Below are 25,616 nucleotides of genomic sequence, written 5' to 3' on the forward strand. Positions count from 1 at the left end.
GTGACAGGGGGACAAAGGTCTACTCCGCGTTGGACAGAGCCTCGGTGATCAGGCGGGTGGCGAAGTCGTGGTCGCCGCCGATCCGGTTGATGTGCTCGGCGAGCAGCACGGCCGTGGCTTCCAGCGGATTCATCTCGGCCGCGGTCCAACTGCCGTACTGGGCACGCCAGAGGTTGGGGCTCAGTCCGGTGCCGGCGGCGACGAGCAGACCGGCCATGGTGGGAATGACCTCGGGACGAAAGGACTTGGTCATCGCGCGCATGGTGGCCACGAGGGCGGGCACCGAGTACTCGATGACGTCCTTGCCGTGGCTCTCGCAGGTCATCCGGAGCCACTTCATGAACACATAGATGAGCGTGCAGACGCCGTCCAGCAGCGCATCGACTCCCCCGGGGCCCAGGGAGGCGACGAACTGGTCCACTAACTCCTGCTGTTCGGGATCGCTCCCGGTCTTGCCGTCGTAGATGGCCTTGAGCCTGGAATCGATCACCATGAGCGCTGCGCCCACATCGCCGACGGGTGCGTACTGGGGATCACAGGGTGATGTCACGGAACTCCTCCTCACACGACCGCGGCGTACCGCGCGGCATGTTCGTACGGTAGACCGCCGCTCGGAGCCGGGTCGGCGACTTCCGGTGAAGGAACCTTTCGGTTGGCCGAACCGGCCCTGGGCCGGCAGCCCGTGTGCGTACGCTCCTCCGTACGGCAGGGCGCGCCGGGCCGGTTCCGGGACGGTACGGGCCGCCGGAGTGAGCCGCCCTCCGCCGTCTGCGCGGCTCAGTGGTCCGGACGACCCGCGTCCGCGCCCGAAGCGTGGTGCTCTCCCCGCTCACCCCGCAGTCGGTGTCCGCAGTGGACGTCGAGGCCGCCGTGGAAGCCGTCCGGCGCCGGTGCGCCCGGGTGCCCGGCCGTCGTCGCGCAGTGCGCCCAGTGGGCGTCGTCGAGCATCTGGTCGCTGTCCGACGCCGCGTTGGCCAGCCCGGCGCAGCACAGGGTGAGCAGCAGGGCGCCTGCGGCGATGGGGAGCCTGCGGCGGGGCGGAGGGGGTTCGAGCAGGGCCCGGACCCGTTGGGGTACGGCGCCCCCGGTGGCGGCCAGCCCCAACGCTCTGGGCTGGTGGGACGCGGTGGCGAGGGCGGCACGGCCGACCGCACGGGCGACGACCCGGCGGCTGCCGACCCGTGCCGCGGCCTCCTCGTCGGCCCAGCGTTCCAGGGCGAAGCCGCCCGCCTCGGCAAGGGGCCGCAGCAGCGGATTGACGGCCGCCGCAAGCCGCCACAGGATCTGGAACCGGTGGTGCCGGCCGCGCAGATGGGCCCGTTCGTGTGCCAGCAGGGCCTCTCGTTCCCCGTCGCCGAGGCAGCGCAGCATGCCCCGCGACACCACGATGCGGCCGGGCGCACCGGCCAGGGCGAACGCCTGCGGGGCGTCCTCGTCGAGGACGACCAGTTCGCTCCCGCCGGGCATCCGCGCGCACTCGCGCCGCGCCCACAGGAGGTGACGTACCTGCCGTACGGCGACGCACACCAGGCAGGCGGATCCGCCCAGCAGGACCAGGGCGCTGCCTCCCGCGACGACGAGGTGGACCGGGTCCTCGGCCCGCAGCGCAGGCACCGACCACCGGCCCTCCTCGGCGACCTCCGGGATCTGGGCGATCCTGGTGAACGCCAGCAGGGCCAATGACCCCGCCCAGCCGACCGTCGTCACCAGGGCGACGCAGACGAGCGCCCACGCCGCGGTGCGCGGGGCGAGCCGACGGGACAGGCGGGGTGCGAGCGCGGCCAGCAGGGCCGTGACGGCGAGCGGTATGTAGACGCTGATCAGCACCGGCTCACGTCCCGTGGCCGGTGCGCCCGGTGTCGTCGTCCCCGTCGCGCCCGGACAGCAGCTGGTGCAGCAACTGCTCGTCCCGCTCGGAGAGTTCGGAGACGAAGCGGGTCAGCACCGCCTCGCGGTCCGAGCCGCCCTCCAGCAGCGACTTCATGCGCTGCGCGGTGTGCGACGCCTCGTCGCGGGCCGGCGCGTAGGCGTATCCCCGGCCCTCGCGGTGCCGGGTCAGCATGCCCTTGTCGAACAGCCGGGACAGGATCGTCAGGACCGTGGTGTATGCCAGGCCCCCCGGAAGCCGCTCCAAGACCCGCCGGGCAGTGAGCGGTTCGTCGGCGGACCAGAGAGCGGCGAGCACGTCGCTCTCCAGCTCACCGCGCGCCCGCCTGCCCGGTGCGCCGTGAGCCTCGTCGTCCCTGGGGTCGTTCACCGTCGGCCTTTCTCCCGTCCTGCAACGATCAGGCTACCCGACGTCCTCCTACTAGTTGTAGGAGGTAAGCTCCGTGCTTCGAACCGCGAGCTACTACATGTCGTAGTCAACACTCTCTCCCCGAAGCGCAGAGGACAGCCCATGACCAACCCCGGACATTCGCCTGCGAGACGCGCGACCGCGGCTCTCCCGCCGGCACCCCGCGGTTCGGCCACCCCGTCACGGCGGATCGGGATCGTCTCGGCGGGCGTCGGCGCGGGCCACGACGGCGCCGCCGCCGAGCTGGAGCGCCGGCTGCTGGCGGACGGCTGCGCCGTCGACCGCTACGACCTGCTGGATCTGCTGCCCGCCGGGCTCGGGCGGGCCGTGCGGGACGGCTACCGCCGGATGCTGGTCCGCGCCCCCTGGGCCTACCAGAGGATCTACGCGGGCACCGAACGCGCCGGAGGCGGCGGTCCCGTGGCGCGCGCCCTGCTCCGGGCCGCCGAGGACCGCGTCCTGAACGCCCTGCGCCCCGGTACGGGAGCCGTCGTCTCCACCTACCCCGGCGCCAGCCGTGTGCTCGGCAATCTGCGCCTCGCGGGGCGCCTGGGCGTCCCCGTCCTCACCTATCTGACCGACTTCTCGGTGCACCCGCTGTGGGTGGCGGACGGCGTGGACGTCCATCTCGCGGCCCATGCCGTGCCCGCGGCCCAGGCCCGGGCGGCCGGAGCCCGGGACGTCCGGGTGTGCGGTCCGGTCGCCGACCCCCGGTTCCGCCCCTGCGACGGGCCGGAGCGCGACCGGGCACGAGCCAGGTTCGGACTGCCGCACGACACCCCGCTCGCACTGCTGGTCGCCGGGTCCTGGGGGGTCGGTCCGGTCCGGCGGGTCGCCCGGGAACTGCGCGCGTGCGGCGCCGCCGTCCCGGTCGTCGTCTGCGGCCGCAACGAGGCGCTCGCCCGGCATCTGCGCGCGGACGGCGTCGAGCACGTGCACGGCTGGGTCGACGACATGCCCGGCCTGATGCACGCGGCGGACGTCCTGGTGCAGAACGCGGGCGGGCTCACCTCCCTGGAGGCGTTCGCCACGGGCCTGCCCGTGGCGAGCTACCGCTGCATACCGGGCCACGGCCTGACCAACGCCGCCGCACTCGACGAGGCCGGGGTGGCCGTCTGGATCCGGGACCCGGCCGACCTCAAGAGCGTGCTGTGCGATCTGGTCGACGGTCCGCTGGGACAGCGGCAACGCACGGCGGCGCTGGGCCTCTTCGCGCCCACCCCGGACGACGGCCCGGCGGCCGAGGCGGCCCGGGTCCACCGCACGGGACCGGCGCCCCGCCGCCACCGGCCGGCCGCCCGGCTCCGCCGCACCCGCCCGCGCCGCCTCGGCGTCACCACCGCGGCGGCGTGCGCCGTGTGGGCCTGCGCCGTCGGCACCGGCATCGCGGCGACGGAGGAGGGACCGGTCCTGCTGCGCACCCTGGGCCACTCCCTCGACCCCGACCGCCCCGAGCCCGGCCAGGGCACCGCCCCGGAAGGACACCACTCGTGAATGCGTCCCCGCTCCTTCGCACGGCCGCCCTGACCGCCGCCCTCGCGGCCGCCGGGCACTGCGCTCCCGCCGTCTCGGCCTTCGGCCCGCTGCGCAACCGCTTCATGCCCCGTCTGTCCGGCCGGGGCCGTGCCGACCACGTCGCCCTCACCTTCGACGACGGACCCGACCCGCTGTCCACCCCGTTCTTCCTGCGCCTGCTCGACGCGCGCGGGGTGCGCGCCACCTTCTTCCTGCTCGGCAGCCAGGCGCGCCGCAGTCCCGGCCTGGTCCGCGAGATCGCCGCGGCAGGGCACGAGATCGGCGTCCACGGCTGGCTCCACCGCCCCCTGCCGCTGCGCGGCCCGCGCGCCACCCACGACGACATCGCCCGCGCCCGTGACACGGTCGCCGCGATCACCGGTGACCGGCCCACGCTCTTCCGGCCGCCGTACGGTGTCATGTCCGCCGCCGCCCAGGTGGCGGCCCGCCGCCTCGGGCTCACCCCGGTGCTGTGGACCTGCTGGGGTGAGGACTGGACGTCCCGGGCCACGCCCGAGTCCGTCCACCGCACGGTGACCGCCGATCTGGACGGAGGCGGCACCGTCCTGCTGCACGACTCCGACTGCACCTCCGCCCCCGGCGCCTGGCGCTCGGCCCTGGGCGCCCTCCCCCGCATCCTCGACACCTGCACCCAGCGGGGCCTGACGGTGGGCCGGCTGCGCGACCACGGATGGCCACCGGCGGAGGGGGAGAGCCGGGGCGCCCGGGAGCTGCCACCGGTGCGGCTGTGGTGAGGGCCTGCCGCACCGGCGACCGGGGTCAGTCGGCGCGCTGGGCGACCGACTCGCGCCGGTGCGGCCGCGGAGCAGTGGTCCGGCGCTCCCGGACCTGTGCATGGGCCATCAGGCCGAACAGGATGATCACCAACACGGCCGAGGAGCCGACCGTGCCGAGGTTCAGACCGCCCTTGGCCGTCGGCTTGGTCAGGAGGTCGCCCGCGGTGGCGCCCAGGGGGCGGGTGAGGACGAACGCGATCCAGAACAGCAGCACGTTCGGCACCGCCGGCACCTTCATCAGGGCAACAAGGACGGCCAGCGCCCCGGTGACGAGCAGCGCGCCGCCGGCGTAGCCGAGACCGGAGCTGTCGGAGAGGAAGTCGCCCATGGACGTGCCGAGCGTGTTGGAGACGAGGATCGCCGACCAGAACAGCGCCTCGCCCCGGAAGGTGACGATCTCCCGGATCTGGAAGGTCATCCCGGTCAGCCGCCACACGGCGAAGATGACCAGCAGGATCGAGATCAGGATCGCGGCGCCGGTCGGGTAGCCGAGGCCGAGGCCCTGCGGTCCCCACCCGAGTGAAGTGGCGCCGTTGGAGAGATACACGGCGCTGGCATCACGGTTCATGAAGTCGGACATGGTGGTCCCGGCCATGCTGGTCGACAGGATCACGGTCCAGTAGAAGAACGGGTTGTAGCGGCTGGACCTGAGCTGGACGACGAGTGTCACCACGAAGACGAGGAACAGTGCGACCGTGGTGAGGAAGTAGCCGACCTTCAAGGTCTGTGCGAAGAGGTCGCCGGCCGTCTCACCGAGGGTGGTCGCGGCGATCTTCATGATCCAGAACGCCAGTGTCACCTCCGGGAGTTTCTTCATCACCGACGTGCCCCTGCTCGTCACGCCGAGATCGGTGAAGCCTTCCGGTTGCTCCAAGGTGGGGGCTCCTGTCCGGGAGTACGCCGGTGCGCCCGCCCCGCGACGGGGGGCGCACCCTGTGAGGAGAGGCGACCGCGAGGACGGCCGCCGGAGTCGACCTTGGCAGTGTCGGCCCGATGTGTCCCGACCGTCCGCCGGGTGGCTGCTCAGTCGGCGTGTCGCGGTGCCCGCTGCGGCTGCCTCTCTCCCCCCCCCCCCCCCCGCGGCCCTTCCGCGTGACCGTCGGGCGCGGGCGATCCGGGACGGCTCACCCGGTACAGGGGTTCATGAGGCGATCAGCAAGCGCAGCCGGGTCCGGCCGAAGAGCCCTGCCGTCGCCCGGGCGTGCCGGGACACAAGGAGCCCCAGGGACAGGGCGACGAGGGCACCGACGGCGAGACCGGCGAGGATGTCGTGCGGATAGTGGGCCCCGACCCACACCCGGGAGACCGCCATCGCCAGCGCGAGGACGGTCGCGATCGCGCCGAGGCGGGTGGAGACGAAGCACAGGGCGACGGCTGCCGCGGCGGCCGCGGTGGCGTGGTTGCTGGGGAAGGACCAGTCGCCGGGCGCGGGACACGCCTCCAGCGTGATCACATGCAGGGACCGGCAGGGCCTGTTCTCGTGGACCGCCTGCTTCAGCGCGGTGCTGACGGCGAAGGCGATCACGGTCAGCACCGGGGCGGCCAGGGCCTTCACGGCCTGTCCCCCATCCTCGTTCCGCGCCTGCCACCAGCCGACGAGCATCAGGACGGCGAACAGGGCCAGCCCGTAGGTGGAGTACGCCGAGACGACGCCGTCCAGCCAGGACGGGGCGCTGTGCGCGGCATCGACGGCGTCCTCGTACACGCTCCGGTCGAGCCCGGAACCGCCGTACGCCTGTGCGGCAGCCAGCGGCGTGGCCCCATGCATCAGGCTTCGCCTCCCCCGGCGCTGTGGGCACGCCGGGAGCGCATCAGCTCCAGGGCGACGGGGACGAGGGAGACGACGACGATGACGGCGATGATCGGCAGGAGGTAGCGGTCGACGTTGGGGACCGAGGCGCCCAGCCCGTATCCGGCCAGCACCAGACCCACGGTCCACAGGAGTCCGCCGAGCGCCTGCCAGAACGTGAAGGTCCGCACCGGGACGTCCAGCGCGCCGGCGAGCGGGTTCAGCACCGTGCGCACCACGGGCAGAAAGCGGGCCAGCACGATCGCTTTGGCGTGTCCGTAGCGTTCGAGGATGTCCGACGCCCGGGCGGCACCATCGGTGATCTTGCGGGACTTCGTGCGGGCGAGCAGTGCCGGTCCGGCACGTCGCCCGAGCAGGTATCCGGTCTGGGCCCCGGCCAGTGCACCCGCCGCGGCGGCGATGAGCACCCAGCCGAGGGACAGATGCCCCGGCGTGGCCGCCGAGCCTCCGGCGCACAGCAGACCGGCGGTGAACAGCAGCGAGTCGCCGGGGAGGAAGAAGCCGATGAGCAGGCCGGTCTCGGCGAACATCACCACGGCGATGCCGATGGTGCCGAAGGCGGCGAGCAGCGACTGCGCGTCGAGGACGTTCACGGCGAGCTGAAGCGGGAGTGCGGCTTGGTCTGCAAGCGTCATCGGCTCTGGGCCCCTTCGGTGATCGGCTGTCGGGTGTACCCGACACGGGCGTCGACCGCTGCTACGACGCGCACACGGAAAGTCCCCCGCGTCTACAGTTCAGTAGTCGGTCTACACCACTGTAGACGAACACGGCCGCCGGGCGCAGTCCGGAAGCCGATGCCGCGGTCGCCGCCCACCGCTCCTACGTCCTGGCGCAGGCCGAGCAGGCCCTGCCCAGGGCGAAGGCGCTCGCCGACCAGTTGATGACGGACCTGAACGCCTGGGTGAAGAAGGCGGGCACCGCCGAGATCACCTCGACGTCCATGGCCAATGGCGCGAAGAGCCTGCTCGACGAGGTCGCCCGCAACAAGGTCACCGGCGAGGAGGAACGCTGCTCGCACACCGACCTGGTCGACTTCAAGGCCAACCTCGAAGGTGCGCAGACGTCGTACGACCTGCTCAAGCCGATCGCCCGGAAGAACGACCCCGCGCTGGCCAAGGAACTCGACAAGCAGTTCGCCTCCCTGAGCGGGCAGTTGGCCGCCTACCGCACCCGCGACGCCGCAAACCGGAACTCCTCCGCCTACGGGTCCTACGAGTCCTACGACAAGGTCTCCGAGGCCGAGCGCAAGGAACTCTCCGACGGGGTCAACGCCCTGGCCGAGCCGCTGTCGAAGCTCGCCGCCGCTGTGGCGAAGTGAACCCGACGGCACGACGCGGCCACGAGCAGACCCAGCAGGTGAGTCCGGCCCTGTTCGCCGTCACCACGGCACCCCACTGCTTCAACCGGAGAAAGCAACCGGCGTGTTCGGCAACTATCTGATCGGACTGCGCGAGGGTCTGGAGGCGAGCCTCGTCGTCTGCATCCTCATCGCCTATCTCGTCAAGACCGGCAACAAGAACCGGCTGACGCCCGTGTGGACAGGCGTCGCCCTCGCCGTCGCGCTCTCGCTCGCCTTCGGTGCCCTGCTGCAATTCGGTTCGTCCACCCTCACCTTCCAGGCGCAGGAGATCCTGGGCGGCACCCTGTCCATCCTCTCCGTCGGGCTGGTCACCTGGATGGTGTTCTGGATGCGGCGCACCGCCCGCCACCTCAGAAGCGAACTCCACGGCAAGCTCGACGCCGCTCTCGCGCTCGGCACCGGCGCCCTCGTGATCACCTCCTTCTTCGCCGTCGGCCGCGAAGGACTGGAGACGTCGCTGTTCATCTGGACCGCCGTGCAGGCCAGCGGCGACGGGGTGCGCCCCCTCGTCGGCGCCCTGCTCGGTCTGGCCACCTCCGTGGTGCTGGGCTGGCTGTCTACAAGGGGACGCTGCGTATCAACCTGGCCAAGTTCTTCCGCTGGACGGGCGCCATGCTCGTCCTCGTCGCCGCCGGCGTCCTCGCGTACGGCATCCATGACCTCCAGGAAGGCGGCATCCTGCCGGGCCTGCGCAACCTCGCCTTCGACATCGGCGACACCATCCCGGCCGACTCCTGGTACGGCACCCTGCTCAAGGGCATCTTCAACTTCCAGCCCGATCCCACCGTCCTCCAGGTCATCGTCTGGCTGCTGTACCTCACCCCCGTCATGGCCCTCTTCCTGGCCCCGGAGCGCACGCGCCCCGCTGCCCTGTCCCAGCGGGCCGCCGGCCGCCCGAGCACCGAATGAGCGGCATCACCTGGCGCTGTCGGCTGCGGCCAAGCTCGTGAGCGTGGCCGTCGGTTCCGGGCCCCTCCTTCGGCCCGCTCAACCCGGCAGAAGGAGGGGCAGTGCTCACTGGGCCGCGCCTGCACCGGGCAACGTGTGCCGGACGCCGCAGGGACTCGAGCAGCCCCCCGGCGCTGCGATCAGCTGCCGCGCCGCGTACTCCACGTACTCGTGCAGCCCGTAGGCCAGGGCGAGTGCCGCCACCGCCGCAACGACCACCGTCCCCGCCAACGCCGTGACGCCTGCCCGCCGGACACCCCCGCGCGGAGCCGTCGGCTCGGGCAGGAGCAGGGCCTCGACGCGCTTTCGCACCGGGCCGCTCGTCGCCGACAGCCGGGGATATCCCGTGACGCGCGGACGGGACGTCCCGGCCAGCGCCGCCCGGGCGATGGCCGCGGCCGCCACCCGCCGGTTCCCCACGGCTCTGGCCGCATCCTCGTCCGCCCACCGTTCCAGCTGGAAGTCCAGCGCCTCCCGAAGGCTCCGAAGGGAGGGGTGCACGACAGCGGCGAGGTCGGCCAACGCCGACAGCAGATGGTGGCGCCCGGCCAGATGCGCCCGCTCGTGCTCCAGGAGAACCGTGCGCTCGCCCTCCCTCAGCGACCGCAGCATCCCGGACGTCACGACCACTCTGCCGCTGCGCCCCCGGTACCGGGGAAGCGCGAAGGCGTCCACGTCGCTTCCCGGGACCACCAGCACATCCCCGTCCCCCGTGCCCTCCTCCGCCGCCAGCCAAGCACGCCTGAGCAGCGAGCGGTGCCGAGACCAGCGCCGCACCACCAGGACCAGCTGCACCGACAGCAGCGCACCGGACAGGACGGCGAACGGGACCGCGGCAGGCCAGACCTCCACCACCCGTGTGGCGGGCCGTGCCGCCCGTCGCGCCGATCAGAACCGGCTTGCCCGCGAGCGCGCCCGGGTCGAGCAGATCGAAGAAGGACTTGAACAGCCCGCTGTACGAGGCGCTGAACACCGATGTCACGGGGACCAGGCCGTCGGCGCGCGTCACCGCCTCGATCGCGTCGGCCAGTTGGGGTGGGGGGAAACCGGTGACGAGGTTGTTGGCGACGGCGACCGCCAGGGCACGCAACTCGATGACTTCCGTCTCCGCCGTGTGGCCCCCGGCGGCGAGTTCGTCGCGGACGGTGTCGGTGAGGCGGTCCGCCAGCAGGCGGGTGGACGAGGGGGTGCTCAGACCTGCGGACACAGCAACGAGCTTCATGCGGCGGTCACCCCTTCCGAAGAGATGTCCTGTGCGGAGGCGAGGAGCGTTTCATGGGTCGGCGCCTCCGGTACGTCCGCCGGGCGGCCGACGGCGAACTCCTTGCGCAGCACGGGTACGACCTCCTCGCCCAGCAGATCGAGCTGTTCGAGCACGGTCTTCAGCGGCAGCCCCGCGTGGTCCATCAGGAACAACTGGCGCTGGTAGTCACCGGCGTACTCGCGGAAGCCCAACGTCTTCTCGATGACCTGCTGCGGGGAGCCGACCGTCAGCGGGGTCTGCTCGGTGAAGTCCTCCAGGGACGGCCCGTGGCCGTACACCGGCGCGTTGTCGAAGTACGGCCGGAACTCCCGCACCGCGTCCTGCGAGTTCTTCCGCATGAACGCCTGGCCGCCCAGGCCGACGATCGCCTGCTCGGACGTGCCGTGTCCGTAGTGGGCATAGCGTTCCCGGTACAGCTCGACCATCCGCTTGGTGTGGTCGGCCGGCCAGAAGATGTTGTTGTGGAAGAAGCCGTCGCCGAAGTGGGCGGCCTGCTCGGCTATCTCGGGCGAACGGATCGAGCCGTGCCAGACGAACGGCGGGACCCCGTCCAGCGGACGCGGGGTGGAGGTGAAGCCCTGGAGCGGGGTGCGGAACGTGCCCTCCCAGTCCACCACGTCCTCGCGCCACAGGCGGTGCAGCAGGGCGTAGTTCTCCACAGCGAGGTTGATGCCCTCGCGGATGTCCTTGCCGAACCAGGGGTAGACCGGGCCGGTGTTGCCGCGCCCCATCATCAGGTCCATCCGGCCGTCCGCGAGGTGCTGGAGCATCGCATAGTCCTCGGCGATCTTCACCGGGTCATTGGTGGTGATCAGGGTGGTCGAGGTGGAGAGGATCAGCTTCTCCGTCCTCGCGGCGATGTATCCGAGCATCGTGGTCGGCGAGGACGGCACGAACGGCGGGTTGTGGTGCTCACCGGTCGCGAAGACGTCGAGACCGACCTCCTCCGCCTTCAGCGCGATGGCGACCATGGCCTTGATCCGCTCGTGCTCGGTCGGTGTACGCCCGGTGGTGGGGTCCGGCGTGACGTCACCGACCGTGAAGATCCCGAACTGCAAGGTTCCTCCGGTTGTCGGGTGATCGAGTGGTTCTCGAACGGTAGGAGTCCCCAGCGGGGGCGGAATGACTGTGCGTGCAGGGGAAGTGGTCCCACAGCGTTCTCTACACCTGCCCTGGCCTCGGTGTTCGCTCTCGGGCAAGCATCCGTGCGTCGACGGACTCGGGGGCCCCGACCACCGCTCTAGCGTCAGCGGAACAGTCCGTGCCCGAAGGGCCGACGGAAACAGTCCGTGCCCGGAGATCCGGCGGAACGAGGAGAGGCATGAGCGCGAACGAGCTGACCGATGTGGTGGTCGTCGGGCTGGGGCCGGGCGGCGAGTACATCGCCGGCACACTGGCCGAAGCGGGGCTGGACGTGGTGGGGGTGGAGTCGGAACTCGTCGGAGGCGAGTGTCCGTACTGGGGGTGTGTGCCCAGCAAGATGATGATCCGGGCGCAGAACCTGCTCGCCGAGGTGGGGCGGGCGCCCGCCCTCGCCGGGGAAGCGGTCGTGACCCCGGACTGGGCCAGGGTCGCCGGACGGATCCGTGGCGAGGCCACCGACGACTGGAACGACCAGGTGGCCGCGGACCGTTTCACGGCGAAGGGCGGTCGGCTCGTCCGGGGGTCGGGGCGCCTCGCCGGGCCGCGCCGTGTGACGGTCGGCGACCGCACCTTCGAGGCCCGGCGCGGTGTCGTGCTGGCCACCGGCACCCGGCCCCGGATCCCCCCGGTGCCGGGTCTGGAGGGAACGCCGTACTGGACCAACCGGGACGCCATGGCCGCCAAGGAACTGCCGGTGTCCCTGGTGGTGCTCGGCGGGGGCGCCATCGGCGTCGAACTCGCCCAGGTCTTCGCCCGCTTCATGTGTGCGGTCACCGTGGTCGAGGGGCAGGACCGGCTGCTGTCCCAGGAGGAACCGGAATCAGGAGAGCTGGCCGCTCAGGTGCTGCGCGCGGACGGTGTCACGGTCCTCACCGGGACCCGGGCGCGGCAGATCAGCCACGACGGCTCGAAGTTCACCGTCCGCCTTGAGGGCGAGGAGCAACTGCTGTGCGCTGAACGGCTCCTGGTCGCCACCGGACGCGAGGCCGACCTGACTCCGCTGGCGGTGGACACGGTGGGGCTCGACCCGGCAGCAGCAGCCGTTCCGACGAACGGGCAGATGCGCGCCGGGGAGGGACTGTGGGCGGTCGGCGACATCACCGGCCGGGGAGCCTTCACCCATGTGTCGATGTACCAGGCCGAGATCGCCGTCCGGGACATCCTCGGGCGGCCAGGACCCGCCGCCGACTACCGGGCGCTGCCTCGCGTCACGTTCACCGATCCGGAGATCGGGGCCGTCGGCCTGACGGAGCGACAGGCGCGTGAGCGGGGGCTGCGCGTGCGCACCAGCGTGGTGGCCGTCGCCTCCTCCACCCGCGGCTGGATCCACGGGCCGGGCAACGAGGGGTTCATCAAGCTCGTCGAGGACGCCGACCGGGGTGTGCTGATCGGTGCGACGTCGGCGGGGCCGACGGGCGGTGAGGTGCTGTACGGACTGAATGTGGCCGTCCATGCCGAGGTGCCCGTCGACCGGCTTCGGCACATGATCTATACCTATCCCACCTTCCACCGCACGGTCGAGGCGGCCTTGGGAGCCCTCCGCTGAGCCGCGCCGCGGCCATGCGGGCGAACCCGGTCGCCAGGCAGTGGCGCTCCATGGTGGGCCGAAGCCCCGACGAGCCGCACCGGTCCGCCACTGCCCTGGAGCTCTTCTTCGACCTGTGCTTCGTCGTGGCGGTGTCGCAGGCGTCCGCGAGCCTGCACGGGACGCTGACACGGGGGGACTTCACAGGCGGGGTGCTGCGTTTCGCCCTGGTCTTCTTCACCATCTGGTGGGCGTGGATGAACTTCACCTGGTTCGCGTCCGCCTACGACCCGGACGACGTCACGTACCGGCTGGCGGTGCTGGTGCAGATCACGGGGTCGCTCGTCCTCGCCGCCGGTGTGCGCCGCGCGTTCGAGGACGGGGATCTGCGTGTCATCACGCTCGGATACGTCGTGCTGCGTACGGCGTTGGCCACCCTGTGGCTGCGCGCCGCCCTGTCCGACTCCGTCCGACGCAGGACCGCGCTGCGCTTCGCCGCCGGTGTGGTGCTGTGCCAACTCGGGTGGGTGGGACTGCTGTTGGTGCCGGAACCGGTGCGGTTGCCCGGCATCGTGGTGCTGATCGTGGCCGAGGTGTCTGTTCCCGTGTGGGCGCAGTCCGCGGGGATGACGCCCTGGCATCCGCGCCATATCGCCGAGCGCTACGAGCAGTTCACCCTCATCGTCGTCGGGGAGTCCGTCGCGGCCACCACCGTCGCCGTCCGCGGTGCCTTCGACCAGCATCACGGCACCGGTTCGCTGTACGCGCTGGCGGCGGGCGGAGTGCTGGTCGCCTACGCCATGTGGTGGCTGTACTGCGCCCGCCCCGCCCACACCCTGCTCGCCACGACGCACCGGGCCCACCGGAGGAGATTCCCCTGGGCCTACGGCCACTACCTCATCTTCGCCTCGGCGACCGCGGAGGGCGCCGGGCTGGCCGCGTACGCCGACCATGTCACGCGGCACACCGGGGCCTCACCGACCGCCGCCGGTGCCGCGGTCACCGTTCCGGCGGCCGTCTTCGTACTCACGGTCTGGGTCGTGCATCTACGGCCGCACCAGAGAAGCCCGGCCGAGCGGATTCCGTTCCCCGTCGCCGCGGTAGGCGTCCTGCTGGCCGCCTGGTCACCGGCACCCGCGGTGGTCGCCGGTGTGCTGATGGCGGTCCTGGGCGCGGTGGTCACGGTGCCCCGCCGGTGACCGGGCCCACGGCACCATTCCGTGCGGGCAAGGGCCCCGCCCCGGGCAAGGACGTCGCATTCCGTGCCCGGGGCGGCGGCGCGTCCGGTTGGGGCGCTCGTCCTTCGGTGTCTGGAGCAGTCCGGGAACGTGCGCCGTTCCGGACAGGTCCTTGCCGATGACGGCACCCAGGTGCGGTATCTCGACAGGGAACGTGTTCTTGCCCTTATCCGTGTCGGGCACGACGAGCAGGTTGTAGCCGTTGTTGTCGGTCTTCCAGTTGCCCTCGAAGGCCTCCAGCTTGGCGGGCTGGTGTGCACCCATGAACGCGGCGGTCGCGTCGCCCACATACAGCTGGACGGGCATCAGGACCGCCAGCACTCCCAGGGCGATGGACAGGGTGCGTCGTGCGAAGGGCAGCGCCCGCTGCTTGACCAGGTACCAGGCGGCGATCCCGCCGATGAACCAGCTGGCGCTGATGAGCACCGCGAGCAGGATGTGCGGATACCGATAGGAGAACGCCGGGTTGAACAGCACGTGCCACCAATTACTGGCCCGGAACTGGCCGTCGACCTCGGTGAACCCGGCGGGGTCCTGCATCCAGCTGTTGGCGGACAGGATCCACGTCGTGGACAGCAGGGTGCCGACGACGAGCATCCAGCAGGCGAACGCCATGGTCCGGGGACGCACACGGCCGTCGCCGTACAGCATGATTCCTATGAACCCGGCCTCCAGGAAGAAGGCCGTGATGACCTCCATCCCGATCGTGACACCGAGGATCGGGCCGACCGCGTGGGCGTATCTTCCCCAGTTGAGGCCGAACTCGAATGTCATCACGGTACCGGCGACCACGCCGAGACCGAAGCCGACCGCGAATATCTTCTTCCAGAATCGGAAGATCTGGAGGTACAGCGGATTACCGGTTCTGAGGTGGACCGTGTACATCACGGCCAGGAAGACGGAGAGTCCGACGGTCAGCGCGGGAAAGCTCATATGGAAGATCGCGGTGATGGCGAACTGCCATCGTGAGATCTCCACCACTGCGGGCGACGCCACGGTCTCTCATCTTTCTTGTATCCCCCTGCTCCTGCGCACACCGTAGGGACAGCCCGTGGTCTGCTCTTGCCTCTGAGCGCATCGCCTGTTTCCTCGCAGCGCCATGCGCCCGGCTCAGGACCGAAACGTCACTCGGCCGTGTGCGGTTCGCCGGACAGGCCGTGGAGCTGCCAGTCGCGGGGCGACATGCCGTACGCGGCACGGAAGACACGGCTGAAATGGCTGGGGCTCACAAACCCCCAGCGTCGCGCGATGGTCGCCACCCCGAGTCCCAGGGCCGGGGACCGCAGAAGGTCCCGGCGGCACCGCTCCAGCCGCTCCGCCCGGATCCACTCCCCGACGGTGGTCCCCTCCAGCTGGAACAGCTTGTGCAGGTAGCGCACCGAAATGAAGTGAGCGGCGGCGATCGCGGTGGGTGACAGGTCCGGGTCGGAGAGGTTCTGCACGATGTGGTCCTTCAGCCGCACCATCATGGCCGTGGCGGCTTCCGGAGCCTGAGGTCTGAAGCGGCCGCGCCGCTCGTTGATGACCAGGGCCAGCAGGTCGAGTCCGGTGGCGACGAACTGGCGGCCGACGCATTCGTCGAAGCCCGCCGCTTCGCGGGCCATGCGCGCGAAATAGGCCGCCACCAGTGCGGCACTGCCGTCACGACCCGAGAACGCTTTCGCGGTCACCGCGTGCAGGTCATCGTCCCGCACGCGAAGCTCCTTTCGAGGGAACTGAAATGAGGTGAAGCGGAATCCGCCCTCAACTTTCTTTCTGAACACGCGAGATGAATCAGAAAGGGAGAAGCTGCCCGGCTCTATCAGGCACTCCGTCCCGTCCAGCTCCTTGATGGCGCTTCCTCGGCACTGAAGCGTGAGGATGAGGTATTCCTTCCCGTCCCGGGCTATCAGGCGCTTGCTGCGCGTCACCTCTTGGGATCCGGCCTGGACGTCCGATATCTGTGTGGCACCCAGTTGATGGGTGACGATTCTTCCCGGCGACGGATCTTCCTCCAGGATATTGACGTCGAGCGGTACGAACGTCTGGGACACCGCTTGATGCCAGCGCTCGCTGCGGTCGGCTGCGGACAGCTCCGCGGTGGACAGGACGACGGACATCTGGCCCCTTGAAAACGTCATCGACACGCGGTTCGGCTCCGGTCACCGGACAGCCCGGCCACCGAAGACCCGGCGTTCCTTCCGGAACACCGTGCCAGCCGGTCCGGGCCGGCACATCGCGTGAATCCGCTAGATCAGGGGTGCCGGACCGAGATGCCCCTCACGTGACGGCGCCGCCGGTGGCACCGGCGGCGACCTGGCGCTGAGCGACGACGAGCAGTACGGCGGCGGGGACGGACGCCATGACGGTGGTGGCCATGATGGCGTTCCACTGGTTCGTGTGGGCACCGAGGTACTGGTAGATGCCCAGGGTGATCGGCCGAACGGACTGGGTCGTGGTCAGTGTGACGGCGAAGAGGAAGTCGCTCCAGGTGAAGAGGAAGGTGAAGACGGCGGCAGTGATCACTGCGTTCGTGCTCAACGGGAGCACCACCGAGCGGAAGACGCGCACGCCCCCGGCCCCGTCCACGCGCGCGGCCTCGATGATCTCCCTGGGAATGCTCTGCATGAAGGAACGCATGACGATGATCGCGAAGGGGACCCCGGCGGTGGAGTCGGCGAGGATCAGCCCGAGGCAGGAGTTCAGCAGCCCCAGGTGGTCGTAGGCGCCGTAGAGCGCGTTGGCCACCACGATGCCCGGCACCATCTGTGTGATCAGGATGCCGAAGAGCACGGCATCGGTCCCGCGGAGGCGGAACTGCGCCAGCGCGTAGGCCGCCGGTGCGGCGAGCCCGAGGCTGAGGGCGACGCTGCCGAGGGCCACGGCGAGGCTGGTGAGGAGGTTGCGTCCCTGATCGCGCAGTGCGGTGGCGTATCCGCTGAGGTCCGGGTGGACGGGGAACCACCGGCCTCCTTGAAGTGTGGTGCCCGTCGGCTGGAGGGACGCGTTCACCATCCAGTAGACGGGGAACAGCATCAGCGCGAGCAGGACGGTCCCGACCACGGTGGACGGCCAGCCGCGGCCCGGTGCGCGCTTCACGGGGTCACCAGAGATTCCGGGCACGGCGGTTGACGCGCAGATGGACGACGGCGAAGGCGAGAGAGAGGACGATGAGCACATTGCTCAGTGCGGCGCCACGGCCGAACTCGAACTGCTGGAAGGACAGTTCGTAGGACTGGGTGGCGAGGGTCTCCGTGGCGTCCGCCGGACCACCGCCCGTCACCACGAGGATGATGTCCAGCACCTTGACCGTGTAGACGACGCCCAGCACCAGCACCACGCTCACCACGGGCCGCAGCAGTGGCCAGGTCACATGGCGGAACGACGCCAGCGGACCGGCGCCGTCCAGCTTCGCCGCCTCGTACAGGGGCGTGGGGATGTCGTGCAGACCGCCGTACAGGATCGCGGTGTTGAAGGGGATGCCGACCCAGACGTTGACCAGGATCACCGACACCAGTGCCTGTGAGGTGCCGGTGAGCCAGGGGATGCCGGACGACGAGAGATGGAGGCCGCGCAGTGCCGCGTTGACGACTCCGGTGTCGGGGTCGAGCATCCACTTCCATGTCGTTCCGGAGACGACCAGCGGCAGCAGCCACGGCAGCAACAGAAGCGAGCGCAGCACGCCGCCGAGCGGGAAACGACGCTGGAAGAACAGGGCGAAGGCCAGACCGAGTGCGAACTGACCCACGATCGAGCCGACGGTGAACAGGACCGTGGTCAGCAGCGCCGTGGAGAACAGGTCCGACGCAAAAACCTTCGAGTAGTTCTGAAGTCCTACGAACGGCGCGGCACCTGTGGAGAAGGTCGTGATCGTGTACTGCTGGAAGCTCATCACGATGTTCTTCACGATCGGGTAGCCGAAGAACAGCAGCAGGTACGCCGTGGCGGGCACGATGTACATCCACTGGGCCGACCGCTCCCAGAAACGTGCCCGGGCCGCGTCAGTTGCTGGTCGCGAACTGCTGGGCATGCCTGAGGGCTTCCTCCGGTGTCTGCTCGCCCGCCAGCGCGGACTGGATCGCGATGTGTATCCCGGTTGCCGCCTTGGGCCACTTGACGCCGAGTTCGCCGGTACGGGACCGCGACGCTGCCACGCTCCGGGCGAAGGCAGCCATCGACGGGACCTGCTGGACATACCGGGAGGCCACGGCGGGGCGGGAGGGCACGGTGAAGTGCTCCTTGGCCAGGGCGAGCATGCTGGCGGAGTCGTTCAGGCAGGCCAGGACCCGGGCGGCCTTCTCCTGCCGGGCCCGGGAAGGGCTCTGCGGGACCGTCCACACCTCACCGCCGAGCGGTGTGACCGGGGTCTGCCCGGTCCGGGGAACGGGGACGGGGGCCACTCCCCAGTGCAGGTTCTTGTCCTTGTTCAAGGCCGGGATCCGCCAGGGGCCGTTGAGCATCATGGCGGTCCTTCCGGCGGCGAACTGGTCGTGGACGTCGGCCTGCGTCCAGTTCAGCACCGACTTCGACATGGATCCGCTCTTCACCAGGTCGACCCACAACTGGAGTGCCTGCGCGGCCTGCGGGGTGTCCAGTCGCTTCTCGTCCCCGCCGTTGGACCACAGGAAGGGCAGGAACTGCCAGGTGCCCTCGAATGTGGCGTTCGCGTCGACCGCCATGCCATAGCGCCCGGGACGGGTCAGCCTGGCCGCAGCGGTCTTCAGCTCGTCCCAGTTCCTCGGCACGGCGACACCGGCCTTGGCGAGCATGTCCTTGTTGTAGAAGAGGGCGAGTGTGCTGACGTCGGGCGCGAGACCGTACACCTTGCCCTGGTAAGTGCCCGCCGACAGGATGCCCTTGGCGAAACCCCCTGAGTCGACGCCGTACTGGTCCAGCGGGGTCAGCGCGCCGGTCTGCGCGATCTGCTGCACGTCGGGGTTGTCCAGCATCAACAGGTCGGGAAGGGTCCGCGACGACACCTGTTGCAGAACCTTGGGGATGAGCGACGCCGTGGGAACGCTCGTCTGCTCGACCTTGACGCCGACGGTCTTGCCGCAGGCGGTGAGCATCTCGCCCCACTGGCTGTGTTCGGATGCGTCGGTGTAGTAGTCGAGCGCCGTGATGGACGTGACCGTGCGTGTGGCGGACCCGGTGCCGGTTGTGCCATCACACCCGGTGGCGGCCAGGACCAGGGCGATGGTTCCGGTCAAGAGGGCGGCGATCCGCCGCGCCGGCGGTCTGGCCGGTGAGATCATGTGGTGCCTTGCCGAGGGACGTCTAGGGCCGGGACCGGTGTCCCGGGGATGGGCGATGCGGATTCCGGGAGTGCCGTCACGACGGTCCATACCGGGATCTCCCTTTCCGACGCATGCTATAGGGCTCCGCACGACGGCGGATGACCACCTCTTTCCCCTGCTCAGACGAGGTGTCGAGGCTCGCTGCCGTCGCCGCGGCCGGTGCCCTGTCCGGCGGCTTCCCGGATCATCGCCGCCACGGCGTCGGGCTGCGACAGCACTACGGCGTGCGAGCCGTCCAGGAGGTATTCGGTGGCCGCCATGCGCTGTGCCATGAAGCGCTGAGCGGTGGGGTTGAGCATCCGGTCGGCGGTCGCGATGGCATACCAGGACGGCTTTAAGGCCCAGGCAGGCGCGCCCGATCTGCTGGTCAGCGCGCTGTGGGCGATCGGGCGTTGCGTCACGGACATCAGGTGCGTCAGCTGGGGCGGCAGGTCGGCGGCGTACACCTCGGGGAACCGTTCCTCTCTGAGGGAGAGTTCGCTGCCCGGACCGCCGGGAAACTGCGCAGGAAGGTCGGCGGCGGAGATCGCGTCGGCCGCAGGCATGGGGGGAAACCGGCTCGTGATGTCCAGGACGCACTCGCCCGCGTCGAGGCCGAACGCCGCGACGTAGCACAGCGCCACGACGTTGTCGGCGTCGGTGGCGGCGTGTGTGATGACCGCGCCGCCGTAGCCGTGGCCGACCAGTACGACGGGGACGTCGATGTCGCGTACCACGTTCCTGATGTGGGCGGCGTCCTGCATCAGGCCGCGCAGTGGGTTCGCCGGGGCGCGCACGGTCGAACCGGCAGAGTGAAGGAGGCTGATGACCCCCGACCAGGACGAGGCATCGGTGAACGCCCCGTGCACAAGCACGATGGTCGGCGGTGGGGAGACAGGTGGCATGGCGGTGCCCTCCGATCGAGTTCGCCGTCCAGCCAAGTGGGTTCAGGCGCGGAGGGGCATCGCGTGAAAGTACCAAATCGTCCTCAGGACCGGTCGGCGTCGGGCACGGCCATGACCAGATGGGCGAGCTGGACCCGGGAGTTCACCGCCAGTTTGCGGAAGGCGGAGGTCAGGTGTGTGTTGACCGTGTGCGGGGAGACGACGAGCAGATCGGCGGCCGACCGGTTGGTATGGCCCTCGGCGATCAGGCGGGCGACCTTCTTCTCCGAGGCCGTGAGGGCGTCCCATCCCTGCATGGGGCGCTGCTTGGTCACTGCCCTGCCGCCGGCGGCCCCCGCACCGTCCAGGTCGGCCCGCAGCCGGGCCGCTGCCGCGTGGGCGCCCGACTCGGTGAACAGGGCATGGGCCCGGGTCAGGGCCGCCACGGCCTGAGGTTTCCGGCCCGCCGCGAGGAGTGCCTGTCCGAGGTCGGCGTAGGCAGCGGCGCGGACCAGCGGGCGCGGGCTTGCCTCAAGCGTTGCCGCAGCGTGTTCGAGGAGGGCGGGATCGTTCTTGGCGAGCCCGAGGGCCTGGGCCGCGATGCCCCTGGCGGTGGGCACGGCGGGGTTGCGTTCGGCGTGCGCCTCGGCCTGTGCGGCCAGGTCCTCGGCGAGTTCCCGATCCGCAGCGCGCAGGGCCATGCGTATCGCGGAGTCGACCCAGTCGCGCAACAGCCGCCAGCGCATGAAGTGACCCTCCCGCTGCACCTGCCGGATCGTGTCGACGGCACCTCCGAAGTCCCCGTCGGCCCCGGCGTGGACGGCCTCCAGGAAGCGCACCGCGGCCGTATTGCCCGGGTTCGGTTTGACGGCCAGTCTTTCCCGCGCCGCGGCCAGGTGTTCCCGCGCCGCTTCCCGGTCGCCGCGCAGCAGCGCGATCCGGGAGCGGATCACCCGGGCGTTCACCTGCTGGACGGGGACCTGTACGTCGTCCTCCAGGCGCTCCATGGTCGCGAAGTCGGCCTCGGCGTCGTCGAGTCGGCCGAGCCCCAGATCGTGCTGTCCCTGTGCCCACAGCACCATCGCCTGACGCACCGTTCCGACGTTGTCCGCCGCGTGCTGGAGCAGCCGTCCGCCGGACACGAAGTCGTCCATGTGCAGGTGGGCGACGATCTCTTCGGGCAGGAAGGCGGAATCGATGGTGCTGAGCGCGGCAAAGTGCTCCCGAGCGACGGCGTTCTCCCCCGCGTTCTGCGCGATCTCGCCGAGCCCGGACAGGGCCAGGACGTGCGCCTCCCGGTCACCGGTCGCGGTGGCGGCGCGCAGCGCGGTCTCACCGGCCTCACGGGCCGCGGCAAGATCCGGTCCCCGGGACAGCGCCAGCGCCCGCAGCGCGGCCAGCCGCGCCCCGGCCTCCGGAGCGGCGCCTCCGACGGCGAGGGCCGATTCGGTCCGGCGGCGCAGCTCATCGGCGAGATCCAGGTTCCACAGCGTCCCGCCGAGGGCGGCCTGAAGTCGGCCGAACACCTCCAGCGGCGGTCGGCAGGCCAGCAGCCGGTCACCGGTCGCCAGCGCCTCTCGGCTCCTGCCTGCCCGGGTGAGGCAGAGGATCGCCTGTTCACCGACCTCGAACCTCAACGGCCGTGCGGACGGCACCAGTTCCAGCGCACGCGTCATCAGGTCGGCCGCGAGCCCCGGAGTGACCGGCAGCACATCCTCGGCGGCCCGCCGCAGCAGCGCCACGGCCTCCTCGTCCCCGGGCAGCGCGCCCCTGAGGATGTGCGGCACCGCGTCGATCGGCTGGTGGCCCGCGGCCACCAGGTGACCGGCGGCCTCCCGGTGCAGCGCCTTCCGTGCCGACGGCGGAACGTCTACGTAGACGGCCTGGCGCAGCAAATCGTGCCGGAAGACCAACTGGTCCCCGTCGTCATCCAGTAGTCCGGAGCGCATCGCCTCCTCCAGCGCCGAGATCAGCATGGCGGGCGGGCGGCCGTACAGCGTGGCGGCGTCGTAGAAGCCGAACCTGCGGCCCAGCACGGCTCCCATCTGGAGGAAGCGCAGGGTGCCGGGGTGGAGGGACTTGAGTCTGCCGCGCACGCCCAGCACGAGCGTCGAGGGCACGAGATCCCCCGAGGCCTCGTCGCCCAGTCCGGCGAGCATCTCGACCGCGAGAAACGGGTTCCCTCCGGCCCCGTCGAGCACCTGCCGTATCCGCTCGTCAACGGCCTCCCCCAGGTTGTCGGCGGCCAGTTGGCGGATGGCCGCGCCGGACAGCGGCCCCAGGGGCACGGTGACCGCCGGAAGTGCGTCGGCCGCGGCCGCGACGATCTCCTCCGCCGGTCCTGCGGGATCCAGCCGCCCGGCCAGCATCCACAGGACCGGCGAGGTCCTCAGGCGTGCCGGGAGCTGCTTCAGGGCGAACCGGCTCAGCGGGTCGGCCCACTGCGCGTCGTCCAGGCCGATCAGCACCGGCGCACGGCAGGCCCTGTCTTCGATCGCCTCCGCGAGGCGCTCCACCAGCCAGATCCGCTGATCCTGGTTCCGCGCGAGATCGGCGAAGGCGGTGTCGGACAGCAGCGGTTGGTCGCCGTGCAGGACGCAGGCGGCCAACGACGAGAGGGGCACGATGTGGTGCAGTTCGTCGGCCTTGCCGAGGCCGACGGAGAAACCCGCCGCCTTGGCCCGGCTGACGGTCTCGGCGAGCAACGTGGTCTTGCCGATGCCCGGTTCCCCCTGGATCAGGGCCAACCCGCCGCTTCCGGTGCGGGCCACCGAGGCGATCAGTGCTTGAAGTTGTTCGAGTTCGGCCTCTCGGCCGCGCAGACCGCTACGGGTGAGCGATCCGCCTGACCCCACCACGTGCGCCCCTTCCGGCCCGCACTCGCCTGCCGGAGCCAGGCCCAGTGACCGCACCGTTCGGCAGTGGGTATGGAGCTTGGTGAGCGCGTGCGACAGGTGCGAGCTTACGGCGTGCGGTGGGATCGCGAGGCGGCGCGCGACCTGCCGGTTCGTCTTCGCCCTGGCGCTTCCGGGCCATGAGCGGTGCGCTCGCGGACAACAGGGGGCGGAACGTCCGCCCTAGTGTCCTGACATCCCGTGCCGCGAACGCCCGGGCGTCGGCAGCCGATGAGCAGCCGCCGTCCGTGCGGCACCCCCGTCGTCGAGAGGGGGTGTGGGCCTGCGCTCGCGCGCCAGTCACTCCCGAACGAAGGAACGAGACCTTGCCGTACATCACCGTGGGCCAGGAGAACTCCACCACCATCGACCTCTACTACGAGGACCACGGCACCGGGCAGCCGGTCGTCCTCATCCACGGATTCCCGCTCGACGGCCACTCCTGGGAGCGGCAGAGCGCCGCGCTGCTGGACGCGGGCTACCGCGTGATCACCTATGACCGCCGCGGCTTCGGGCAGTCGAGCCGACCGACGACCGGCTACGACTACGACACCTTCGCGGCGGACCTGAACACGGTCATGGAGACCCTCGACCTGCGGGACGCCGTCCTGGTCGGCTTCTCGATGGGCACCGGTGAGGTCGCCCGCTATGCGTCCGCCCACGGCACCGCGCGTGTCTCCAGGGTCGCTTTCCTGGCCTCGCTGGAGCCCTGCCTGCTCAAGACGGACGACAACCCCGACGGGGTCGCCCCCAAGGAGTTCTTCGACGGCGTCGTCGCGGCGGTCAAGGCGGACCGCTACGCGTACTACACGGCCTTCTACAAGGACTTCTACAACCTCGACGAGAACCTCGGTACCAGGATCAGCGAGGAGGCCGTACGCAACAGCTGGAACGTCGCGGCGGGCGGGGGCTTCTTCGCCGCGGCCGCCGCGCCCTCGACCTGGTACACCGACTTCCGGGCCGACATCCCGGCCATCGACGTACCGGCCCTGATCCTGCACGGCACGGGCGACCGGATCCTCCCCGTCGAGGGGACCGCGCGGCCCTTCCACAAGGCGCTGCCGTCCGCCGACTACGTGGAGATCGAGGGCGCCCCGCACGGGCTGCTGTGGACCCACGCGGACGAGGTCAACACCGCGCTCCTCGCCTTCCTGGGGAAGTGACCCGGCCGCGGGGCCCGCGCTCCGCCGACCCGGGTCAGGCGCGCCGGTCCCCGACCGGTCCCCGGGAATGACCGAGGGCCGGGTTCGGATGTCTCCGAACTCGGCCCTGATCTGCGACTTCGTAAAGTCGGGACGACAGGATTTGAACCTGCGACCCCTTGACCCCCAGTCAAGTGCGCTACCAAGCTGCGCCACGTCCCGATGCGTTTCCCGCGGTTTTCCGCGTGATCACGCAGGTAAACCCTACCGCACACTTTCGTCGGACCCGACCGGGCCGCGGGGCGGGGGCCGTCCCGCGGTGGACGCCCGGTCGGGCGGGGTCCCCGGGGCGTCAGGGGGAGGGGGTTTCCGCCTCGTCGGCCGGTGGGTCGGTTTCGTCGGTGGAGGTGGGGCGCAGGAAGAGGAATTCCTCGAAGGCGGCCATCCCGAAGAGGAAGGCCATCATGAGGACCGGCGCGAACAGGGCAATCAGGATCACAGGACCTCCCGTGGGTGGTCGGCCTGTGCGGCCTGGTGTGGTGGGCGGTTTCAGGATGGGGCCGAATGGTGGAACGCGCATGTCGTGAAGTGGGCGTGGAGCCGTTCCGCCCCGGGGCGGCGGCGCCCGGCGTTCCCCGTGTCACCCCCGGCGGGTGAGGACCGCGGGGTGCGGCGGGCGCACCCTCGCTCATGGGCTGCCGTGCGCGGTGGCCCCGGCACGGAAGGGAGTTCCTCATGGCCGTCCTCAGCCCGTTCCCCCGTCGCTCGCTCGGCGCGCTGAAGGCCGCGGCGGCCATCGGCCTCACGCTGTTCGCCTCCGTGATGCTGCTCTTCACCGGTGTCCTCGCGGTCTACCGGGGATTCATGGGGATCGCCCGGGACGGCGTCTTCGTGGCCACGCGCGACTATGTCTCCCGTTTCCATCTGCTGGGGGGCGGCTGGGTCCATCTGTGCCTCGGGGTGGTCGCCACGGCCGTGGGCGCCGGGCTGCTGACGGCGGCCCTGTGGGCGAGGGTGCTGGGGGTGGCGATGATGGTCCTGCTGATCGTGGTGCATCTGCTGACCGCGCCGTACTTCCCGGAGTGGTCGTTCCTGCTGATCGCGCTGTACGGGCTGGTCATCTGGGCGCTGTGCGTGTCCGACCGCGCCGCCTTCGCGGGACTGTGGGACGGGCGGTGACCGGGCCGTCGCCCCGCCGTGGCCCGGCAAACCACCCGTACCGGGTGATCCGGGCCAGCGGGCGCGGCTGCGCCGTGGCGCGGGCCGGGGACCCCGTCCGCCGGTGAGGCCGGTGCGGTCATGCGCTGCGAGATCCGGATCGACGGCCGGCCGCCGAGGGCGCTGACCGAGGCGTTCCCTCGGCTGGCCAGGTGCGTCGTGGGCGAGCAGACCCTGTTGTTCGGGCCGGTGGCCGACGAGGCGCAGGTGTACGGGCTGCTGGCGCGCTGCCGGTCGCTGGGGCTGCGGGTGGTGGAGATGCGGGTGACGGAGACGCACCGCCTGTCCGGTGAGTAGCCCGCTGCCCGGTGAGTAGCCGCCCGCCCG

The 25,616-nt window shown here is 70.8% G+C and carries 23 protein-coding genes, 1 tRNA gene and 3 pseudogenes; 9 read left to right on the forward strand and 18 right to left on the reverse strand.

From position 1 onward, the window contains the following. Positions 1 to 19: 19 nt before the first annotated feature. The 3 genes from ACIHAA_RS24725 to ACIHAA_RS24735 form a co-directional block, all read right to left on the reverse strand. Positions 20 to 550, reverse strand: coding sequence for a hypothetical protein (locus tag ACIHAA_RS24725; RefSeq protein ID WP_399820714.1), 531 nt, complete (start codon positions 548 to 550; stop codon positions 20 to 22). 227 nt (positions 551 to 777) lie between these two features. Next, complete coding sequence (locus ACIHAA_RS24730; RefSeq protein WP_399820716.1) at positions 778 to 1,827, reverse strand: M48 family metalloprotease; 1,050 nt, start codon at positions 1,825 to 1,827, stop codon at positions 778 to 780. Positions 1,828 to 1,831: 4 nt separating this feature from the next. Beyond that, complete coding sequence (locus tag ACIHAA_RS24735) at positions 1,832 to 2,257, reverse strand: BlaI/MecI/CopY family transcriptional regulator (protein ID WP_399820718.1); 426 nt, start codon at positions 2,255 to 2,257, stop codon at positions 1,832 to 1,834. A gap of 141 nt (positions 2,258 to 2,398) precedes the next feature. On the opposite strand from ACIHAA_RS24735, the gene ACIHAA_RS24740 reads away from it, so the two are divergent. Both ACIHAA_RS24740 and ACIHAA_RS24745 read left to right on the forward strand, forming a co-directional pair. Next, the gene (locus ACIHAA_RS24740; protein ID WP_399820720.1) at positions 2,399 to 3,790 is read left to right on the forward strand and encodes a glycosyltransferase; all 1,392 of its coding nucleotides are present in this window, start codon (positions 2,399 to 2,401) and stop codon (positions 3,788 to 3,790) included. Next, the gene (locus ACIHAA_RS24745; RefSeq protein ID WP_399820723.1) at positions 3,787 to 4,566 is read left to right on the forward strand and encodes a polysaccharide deacetylase family protein; all 780 of its coding nucleotides are present in this window, start codon (positions 3,787 to 3,789) and stop codon (positions 4,564 to 4,566) included. Before ACIHAA_RS24740 ends, ACIHAA_RS24745 begins: the two co-directional genes overlap by 4 nt. Positions 4,567 to 4,591: 25 nt before the next feature. Here ACIHAA_RS24745 and ACIHAA_RS24750 read toward each other — a convergent pair whose 3' ends face one another. The 3 genes from ACIHAA_RS24750 to ACIHAA_RS24760 all read right to left on the reverse strand — a co-directional run bounded on the left by ACIHAA_RS24750 (position 4,592) and on the right by ACIHAA_RS24760 (position 7,053). Then, the gene (locus ACIHAA_RS24750; RefSeq protein ID WP_399820725.1) at positions 4,592 to 5,482 is read right to left on the reverse strand and encodes a hypothetical protein; all 891 of its coding nucleotides are present in this window, start codon (positions 5,480 to 5,482) and stop codon (positions 4,592 to 4,594) included. 267 nt (positions 5,483 to 5,749) lie between these two features. After that, positions 5,750 to 6,376, reverse strand: a complete 627-nt coding sequence (locus tag ACIHAA_RS24755; RefSeq protein WP_399820727.1) for a phosphatase PAP2 family protein — start codon at positions 6,374 to 6,376, stop codon at positions 5,750 to 5,752. Then, on the reverse strand, positions 6,376 to 7,053 hold the full coding sequence (locus ACIHAA_RS24760; protein WP_399820728.1) for a DedA family protein: 678 nt from the start codon (positions 7,051 to 7,053) through the stop codon (positions 6,376 to 6,378). Before ACIHAA_RS24760 ends, ACIHAA_RS24755 begins: the two co-directional genes overlap by 1 nt. Before the next feature lie 140 nt (positions 7,054 to 7,193). Between ACIHAA_RS24760 and ACIHAA_RS24765 the strand changes: the two are divergent. Both ACIHAA_RS24765 and efeU read left to right on the forward strand, forming a co-directional pair. Next, positions 7,194 to 7,736 (forward strand): annotated as a pseudogene (locus ACIHAA_RS24765) (imelysin family protein); the annotation flags it as partial. A gap of 103 nt (positions 7,737 to 7,839) precedes the next feature. Beyond that, positions 7,840 to 8,687 (forward strand): annotated as a pseudogene (gene efeU / locus ACIHAA_RS24770) (iron uptake transporter permease EfeU). 105 nt (positions 8,688 to 8,792) lie between these two features. On the opposite strand, the gene ACIHAA_RS24775 reads toward efeU, so the two are convergent. The 3 genes and pseudogenes from ACIHAA_RS24775 to ACIHAA_RS24785 form a co-directional block, all read right to left on the reverse strand. Next, on the reverse strand, positions 8,793 to 9,578 hold the full coding sequence (locus ACIHAA_RS24775; protein WP_399820730.1) for a M48 family metalloprotease: 786 nt from the start codon (positions 9,576 to 9,578) through the stop codon (positions 8,793 to 8,795). 4 nt (positions 9,579 to 9,582) lie between these two features. Beyond that, a pseudogene (locus ACIHAA_RS24780) lies at positions 9,583 to 9,948 on the reverse strand (NAD(P)H-dependent oxidoreductase); the annotation flags it as partial. Continuing rightward, positions 9,945 to 11,048, reverse strand: coding sequence for an LLM class flavin-dependent oxidoreductase (locus ACIHAA_RS24785; RefSeq protein WP_399820731.1), 1,104 nt, complete (start codon positions 11,046 to 11,048; stop codon positions 9,945 to 9,947). The gene ACIHAA_RS24785 and the pseudogene ACIHAA_RS24780, both read right to left, overlap by 4 nt. Before the next feature lie 263 nt (positions 11,049 to 11,311). Here ACIHAA_RS24785 and ACIHAA_RS24790 point away from each other — a divergent pair, with 263 nt between their 5' ends. Further along, positions 11,312 to 12,679, forward strand: coding sequence for a dihydrolipoyl dehydrogenase family protein (locus ACIHAA_RS24790; RefSeq protein ID WP_399820734.1), 1,368 nt, complete (start codon positions 11,312 to 11,314; stop codon positions 12,677 to 12,679). 50 nt (positions 12,680 to 12,729) lie between these two features. Further along, positions 12,730 to 13,857, forward strand: coding sequence for a low temperature requirement protein A (locus ACIHAA_RS24795; protein ID WP_399820736.1), 1,128 nt, complete (start codon positions 12,730 to 12,732; stop codon positions 13,855 to 13,857). On the opposite strand, the gene ACIHAA_RS24800 is transcribed toward ACIHAA_RS24795, so the two are convergent. From ACIHAA_RS24800 to ACIHAA_RS24830, 7 genes are all read right to left on the reverse strand, one after another. Continuing rightward, positions 13,783 to 14,892 carry a cytochrome ubiquinol oxidase subunit I gene (locus tag ACIHAA_RS24800; RefSeq protein WP_399820738.1) on the reverse strand — a complete coding sequence of 370 codons (1,110 nt, stop codon included), beginning with the start codon at positions 14,890 to 14,892 and terminating at the stop codon, positions 13,783 to 13,785. The two genes, ACIHAA_RS24795 and ACIHAA_RS24800, sit on opposite strands and share 75 nt — an antisense overlap. A 128-nt stretch (positions 14,893 to 15,020) precedes the next feature. Continuing rightward, a complete protein-coding gene (locus ACIHAA_RS24805; RefSeq protein WP_399820740.1) occupies positions 15,021 to 15,995 on the reverse strand; it encodes a helix-turn-helix domain-containing protein in 975 nt (324 codons plus the stop codon). A 160-nt stretch (positions 15,996 to 16,155) separates the two neighbouring features. Further along, positions 16,156 to 16,974: a carbohydrate ABC transporter permease gene (locus ACIHAA_RS24810; protein ID WP_399820742.1), complete on the reverse strand. Its 819-nt coding sequence runs from the start codon at positions 16,972 to 16,974 to the stop codon at positions 16,156 to 16,158. A gap of 4 nt (positions 16,975 to 16,978) precedes the next feature. Next, positions 16,979 to 17,905 (reverse strand): carbohydrate ABC transporter permease, encoded by a 927-nt coding sequence (locus tag ACIHAA_RS24815; RefSeq protein ID WP_399820744.1) that lies wholly within the window; start codon positions 17,903 to 17,905, stop codon positions 16,979 to 16,981. Next, positions 17,877 to 19,085, reverse strand: coding sequence for an extracellular solute-binding protein (locus tag ACIHAA_RS24820; RefSeq protein WP_399820746.1), 1,209 nt, complete (start codon positions 19,083 to 19,085; stop codon positions 17,877 to 17,879). The genes ACIHAA_RS24815 and ACIHAA_RS24820 overlap by 29 nt, the downstream gene beginning before the upstream one ends. A gap of 206 nt (positions 19,086 to 19,291) precedes the next feature. Further along, positions 19,292 to 20,056 carry an alpha/beta hydrolase gene (locus ACIHAA_RS24825; RefSeq protein ID WP_399820748.1) on the reverse strand — a complete coding sequence of 255 codons (765 nt, stop codon included), beginning with the start codon at positions 20,054 to 20,056 and terminating at the stop codon, positions 19,292 to 19,294. A gap of 83 nt (positions 20,057 to 20,139) precedes the next feature. Continuing rightward, entirely contained in the window at positions 20,140 to 22,893 is a 2,754-nt protein-coding gene (locus ACIHAA_RS24830) for an ATP-binding protein (RefSeq protein WP_399820750.1), read from the reverse strand. A 362-nt stretch (positions 22,894 to 23,255) separates the two neighbouring features. Between ACIHAA_RS24830 and ACIHAA_RS24835 the strand changes: the two genes are divergently transcribed. Further along, positions 23,256 to 24,092 (forward strand): alpha/beta fold hydrolase, encoded by an 837-nt coding sequence (locus ACIHAA_RS24835; protein ID WP_399820751.1) that lies wholly within the window; start codon positions 23,256 to 23,258, stop codon positions 24,090 to 24,092. A 127-nt stretch (positions 24,093 to 24,219) separates the two neighbouring features. Here the strand turns inward: ACIHAA_RS24835 and ACIHAA_RS24840 are convergent. Both ACIHAA_RS24840 and ACIHAA_RS24845 read right to left on the reverse strand, forming a co-directional pair. Then, positions 24,220 to 24,293: transfer RNA gene (locus tag ACIHAA_RS24840), tRNA-Pro, on the reverse strand. A 130-nt stretch (positions 24,294 to 24,423) separates the two neighbouring features. After that, the gene (locus ACIHAA_RS24845) at positions 24,424 to 24,570 is read right to left on the reverse strand and encodes a hypothetical protein (protein ID WP_399820852.1); all 147 of its coding nucleotides are present in this window, start codon (positions 24,568 to 24,570) and stop codon (positions 24,424 to 24,426) included. Between the two features lie 236 nt (positions 24,571 to 24,806). On the opposite strand from ACIHAA_RS24845, the gene ACIHAA_RS24850 reads away from it, so the two are divergent. Then, positions 24,807 to 25,250 (forward strand): hypothetical protein, encoded by a 444-nt coding sequence (locus ACIHAA_RS24850; protein ID WP_399820753.1) that lies wholly within the window; start codon positions 24,807 to 24,809, stop codon positions 25,248 to 25,250. 120 nt (positions 25,251 to 25,370) lie between these two features. Next, positions 25,371 to 25,586 carry a hypothetical protein gene (locus ACIHAA_RS24855; RefSeq protein ID WP_399820755.1) on the forward strand — a complete coding sequence of 72 codons (216 nt, stop codon included), beginning with the start codon at positions 25,371 to 25,373 and terminating at the stop codon, positions 25,584 to 25,586. The last annotated feature ends 30 nt before the right edge of the window (positions 25,587 to 25,616 follow it).

It is taken from the genome of Streptomyces sp. NPDC052040, assembly GCF_044548405.1.
Classification (GTDB): domain Bacteria; phylum Actinomycetota; class Actinomycetes; order Streptomycetales; family Streptomycetaceae; genus Streptomyces.

Bases quoted from the DNA above. Each gene is read 5' to 3' on its own strand.
- ACIHAA_RS24755 (WP_399820727.1), bottom strand. From the start codon at position 6,376: ATGCATGGGGCCACGCCGCTGGCTGCCGCACAGGCGTACGGCGGTTCC.
- ACIHAA_RS24740 (WP_399820720.1), top strand. From the start codon at position 2,399: ATGACCAACCCCGGACATTCGCCTGCGAGACGCGCGACCGCGGCTCTC.
- ACIHAA_RS24825 (WP_399820748.1), bottom strand. From the start codon at position 20,056: ATGCCACCTGTCTCCCCACCGCCGACCATCGTGCTTGTGCACGGGGCG.
- ACIHAA_RS24815 (WP_399820744.1), bottom strand. From the start codon at position 17,905: ATGCCCAGCAGTTCGCGACCAGCAACTGACGCGGCCCGGGCACGTTTC.
- ACIHAA_RS24795 (WP_399820736.1), top strand. From the start codon at position 12,730: ATGGTGGGCCGAAGCCCCGACGAGCCGCACCGGTCCGCCACTGCCCTG.
- ACIHAA_RS24805 (WP_399820740.1), bottom strand. From the start codon at position 15,995: ATGTCCGTCGTCCTGTCCACCGCGGAGCTGTCCGCAGCCGACCGCAGC.
- ACIHAA_RS24855 (WP_399820755.1), top strand. From the start codon at position 25,371: ATGCGCTGCGAGATCCGGATCGACGGCCGGCCGCCGAGGGCGCTGACC.
- ACIHAA_RS24790 (WP_399820734.1), top strand. From the start codon at position 11,312: ATGAGCGCGAACGAGCTGACCGATGTGGTGGTCGTCGGGCTGGGGCCG.
- ACIHAA_RS24850 (WP_399820753.1), top strand. From the start codon at position 24,807: ATGGCCGTCCTCAGCCCGTTCCCCCGTCGCTCGCTCGGCGCGCTGAAG.
- ACIHAA_RS24760 (WP_399820728.1), bottom strand. From the start codon at position 7,053: ATGACGCTTGCAGACCAAGCCGCACTCCCGCTTCAGCTCGCCGTGAAC.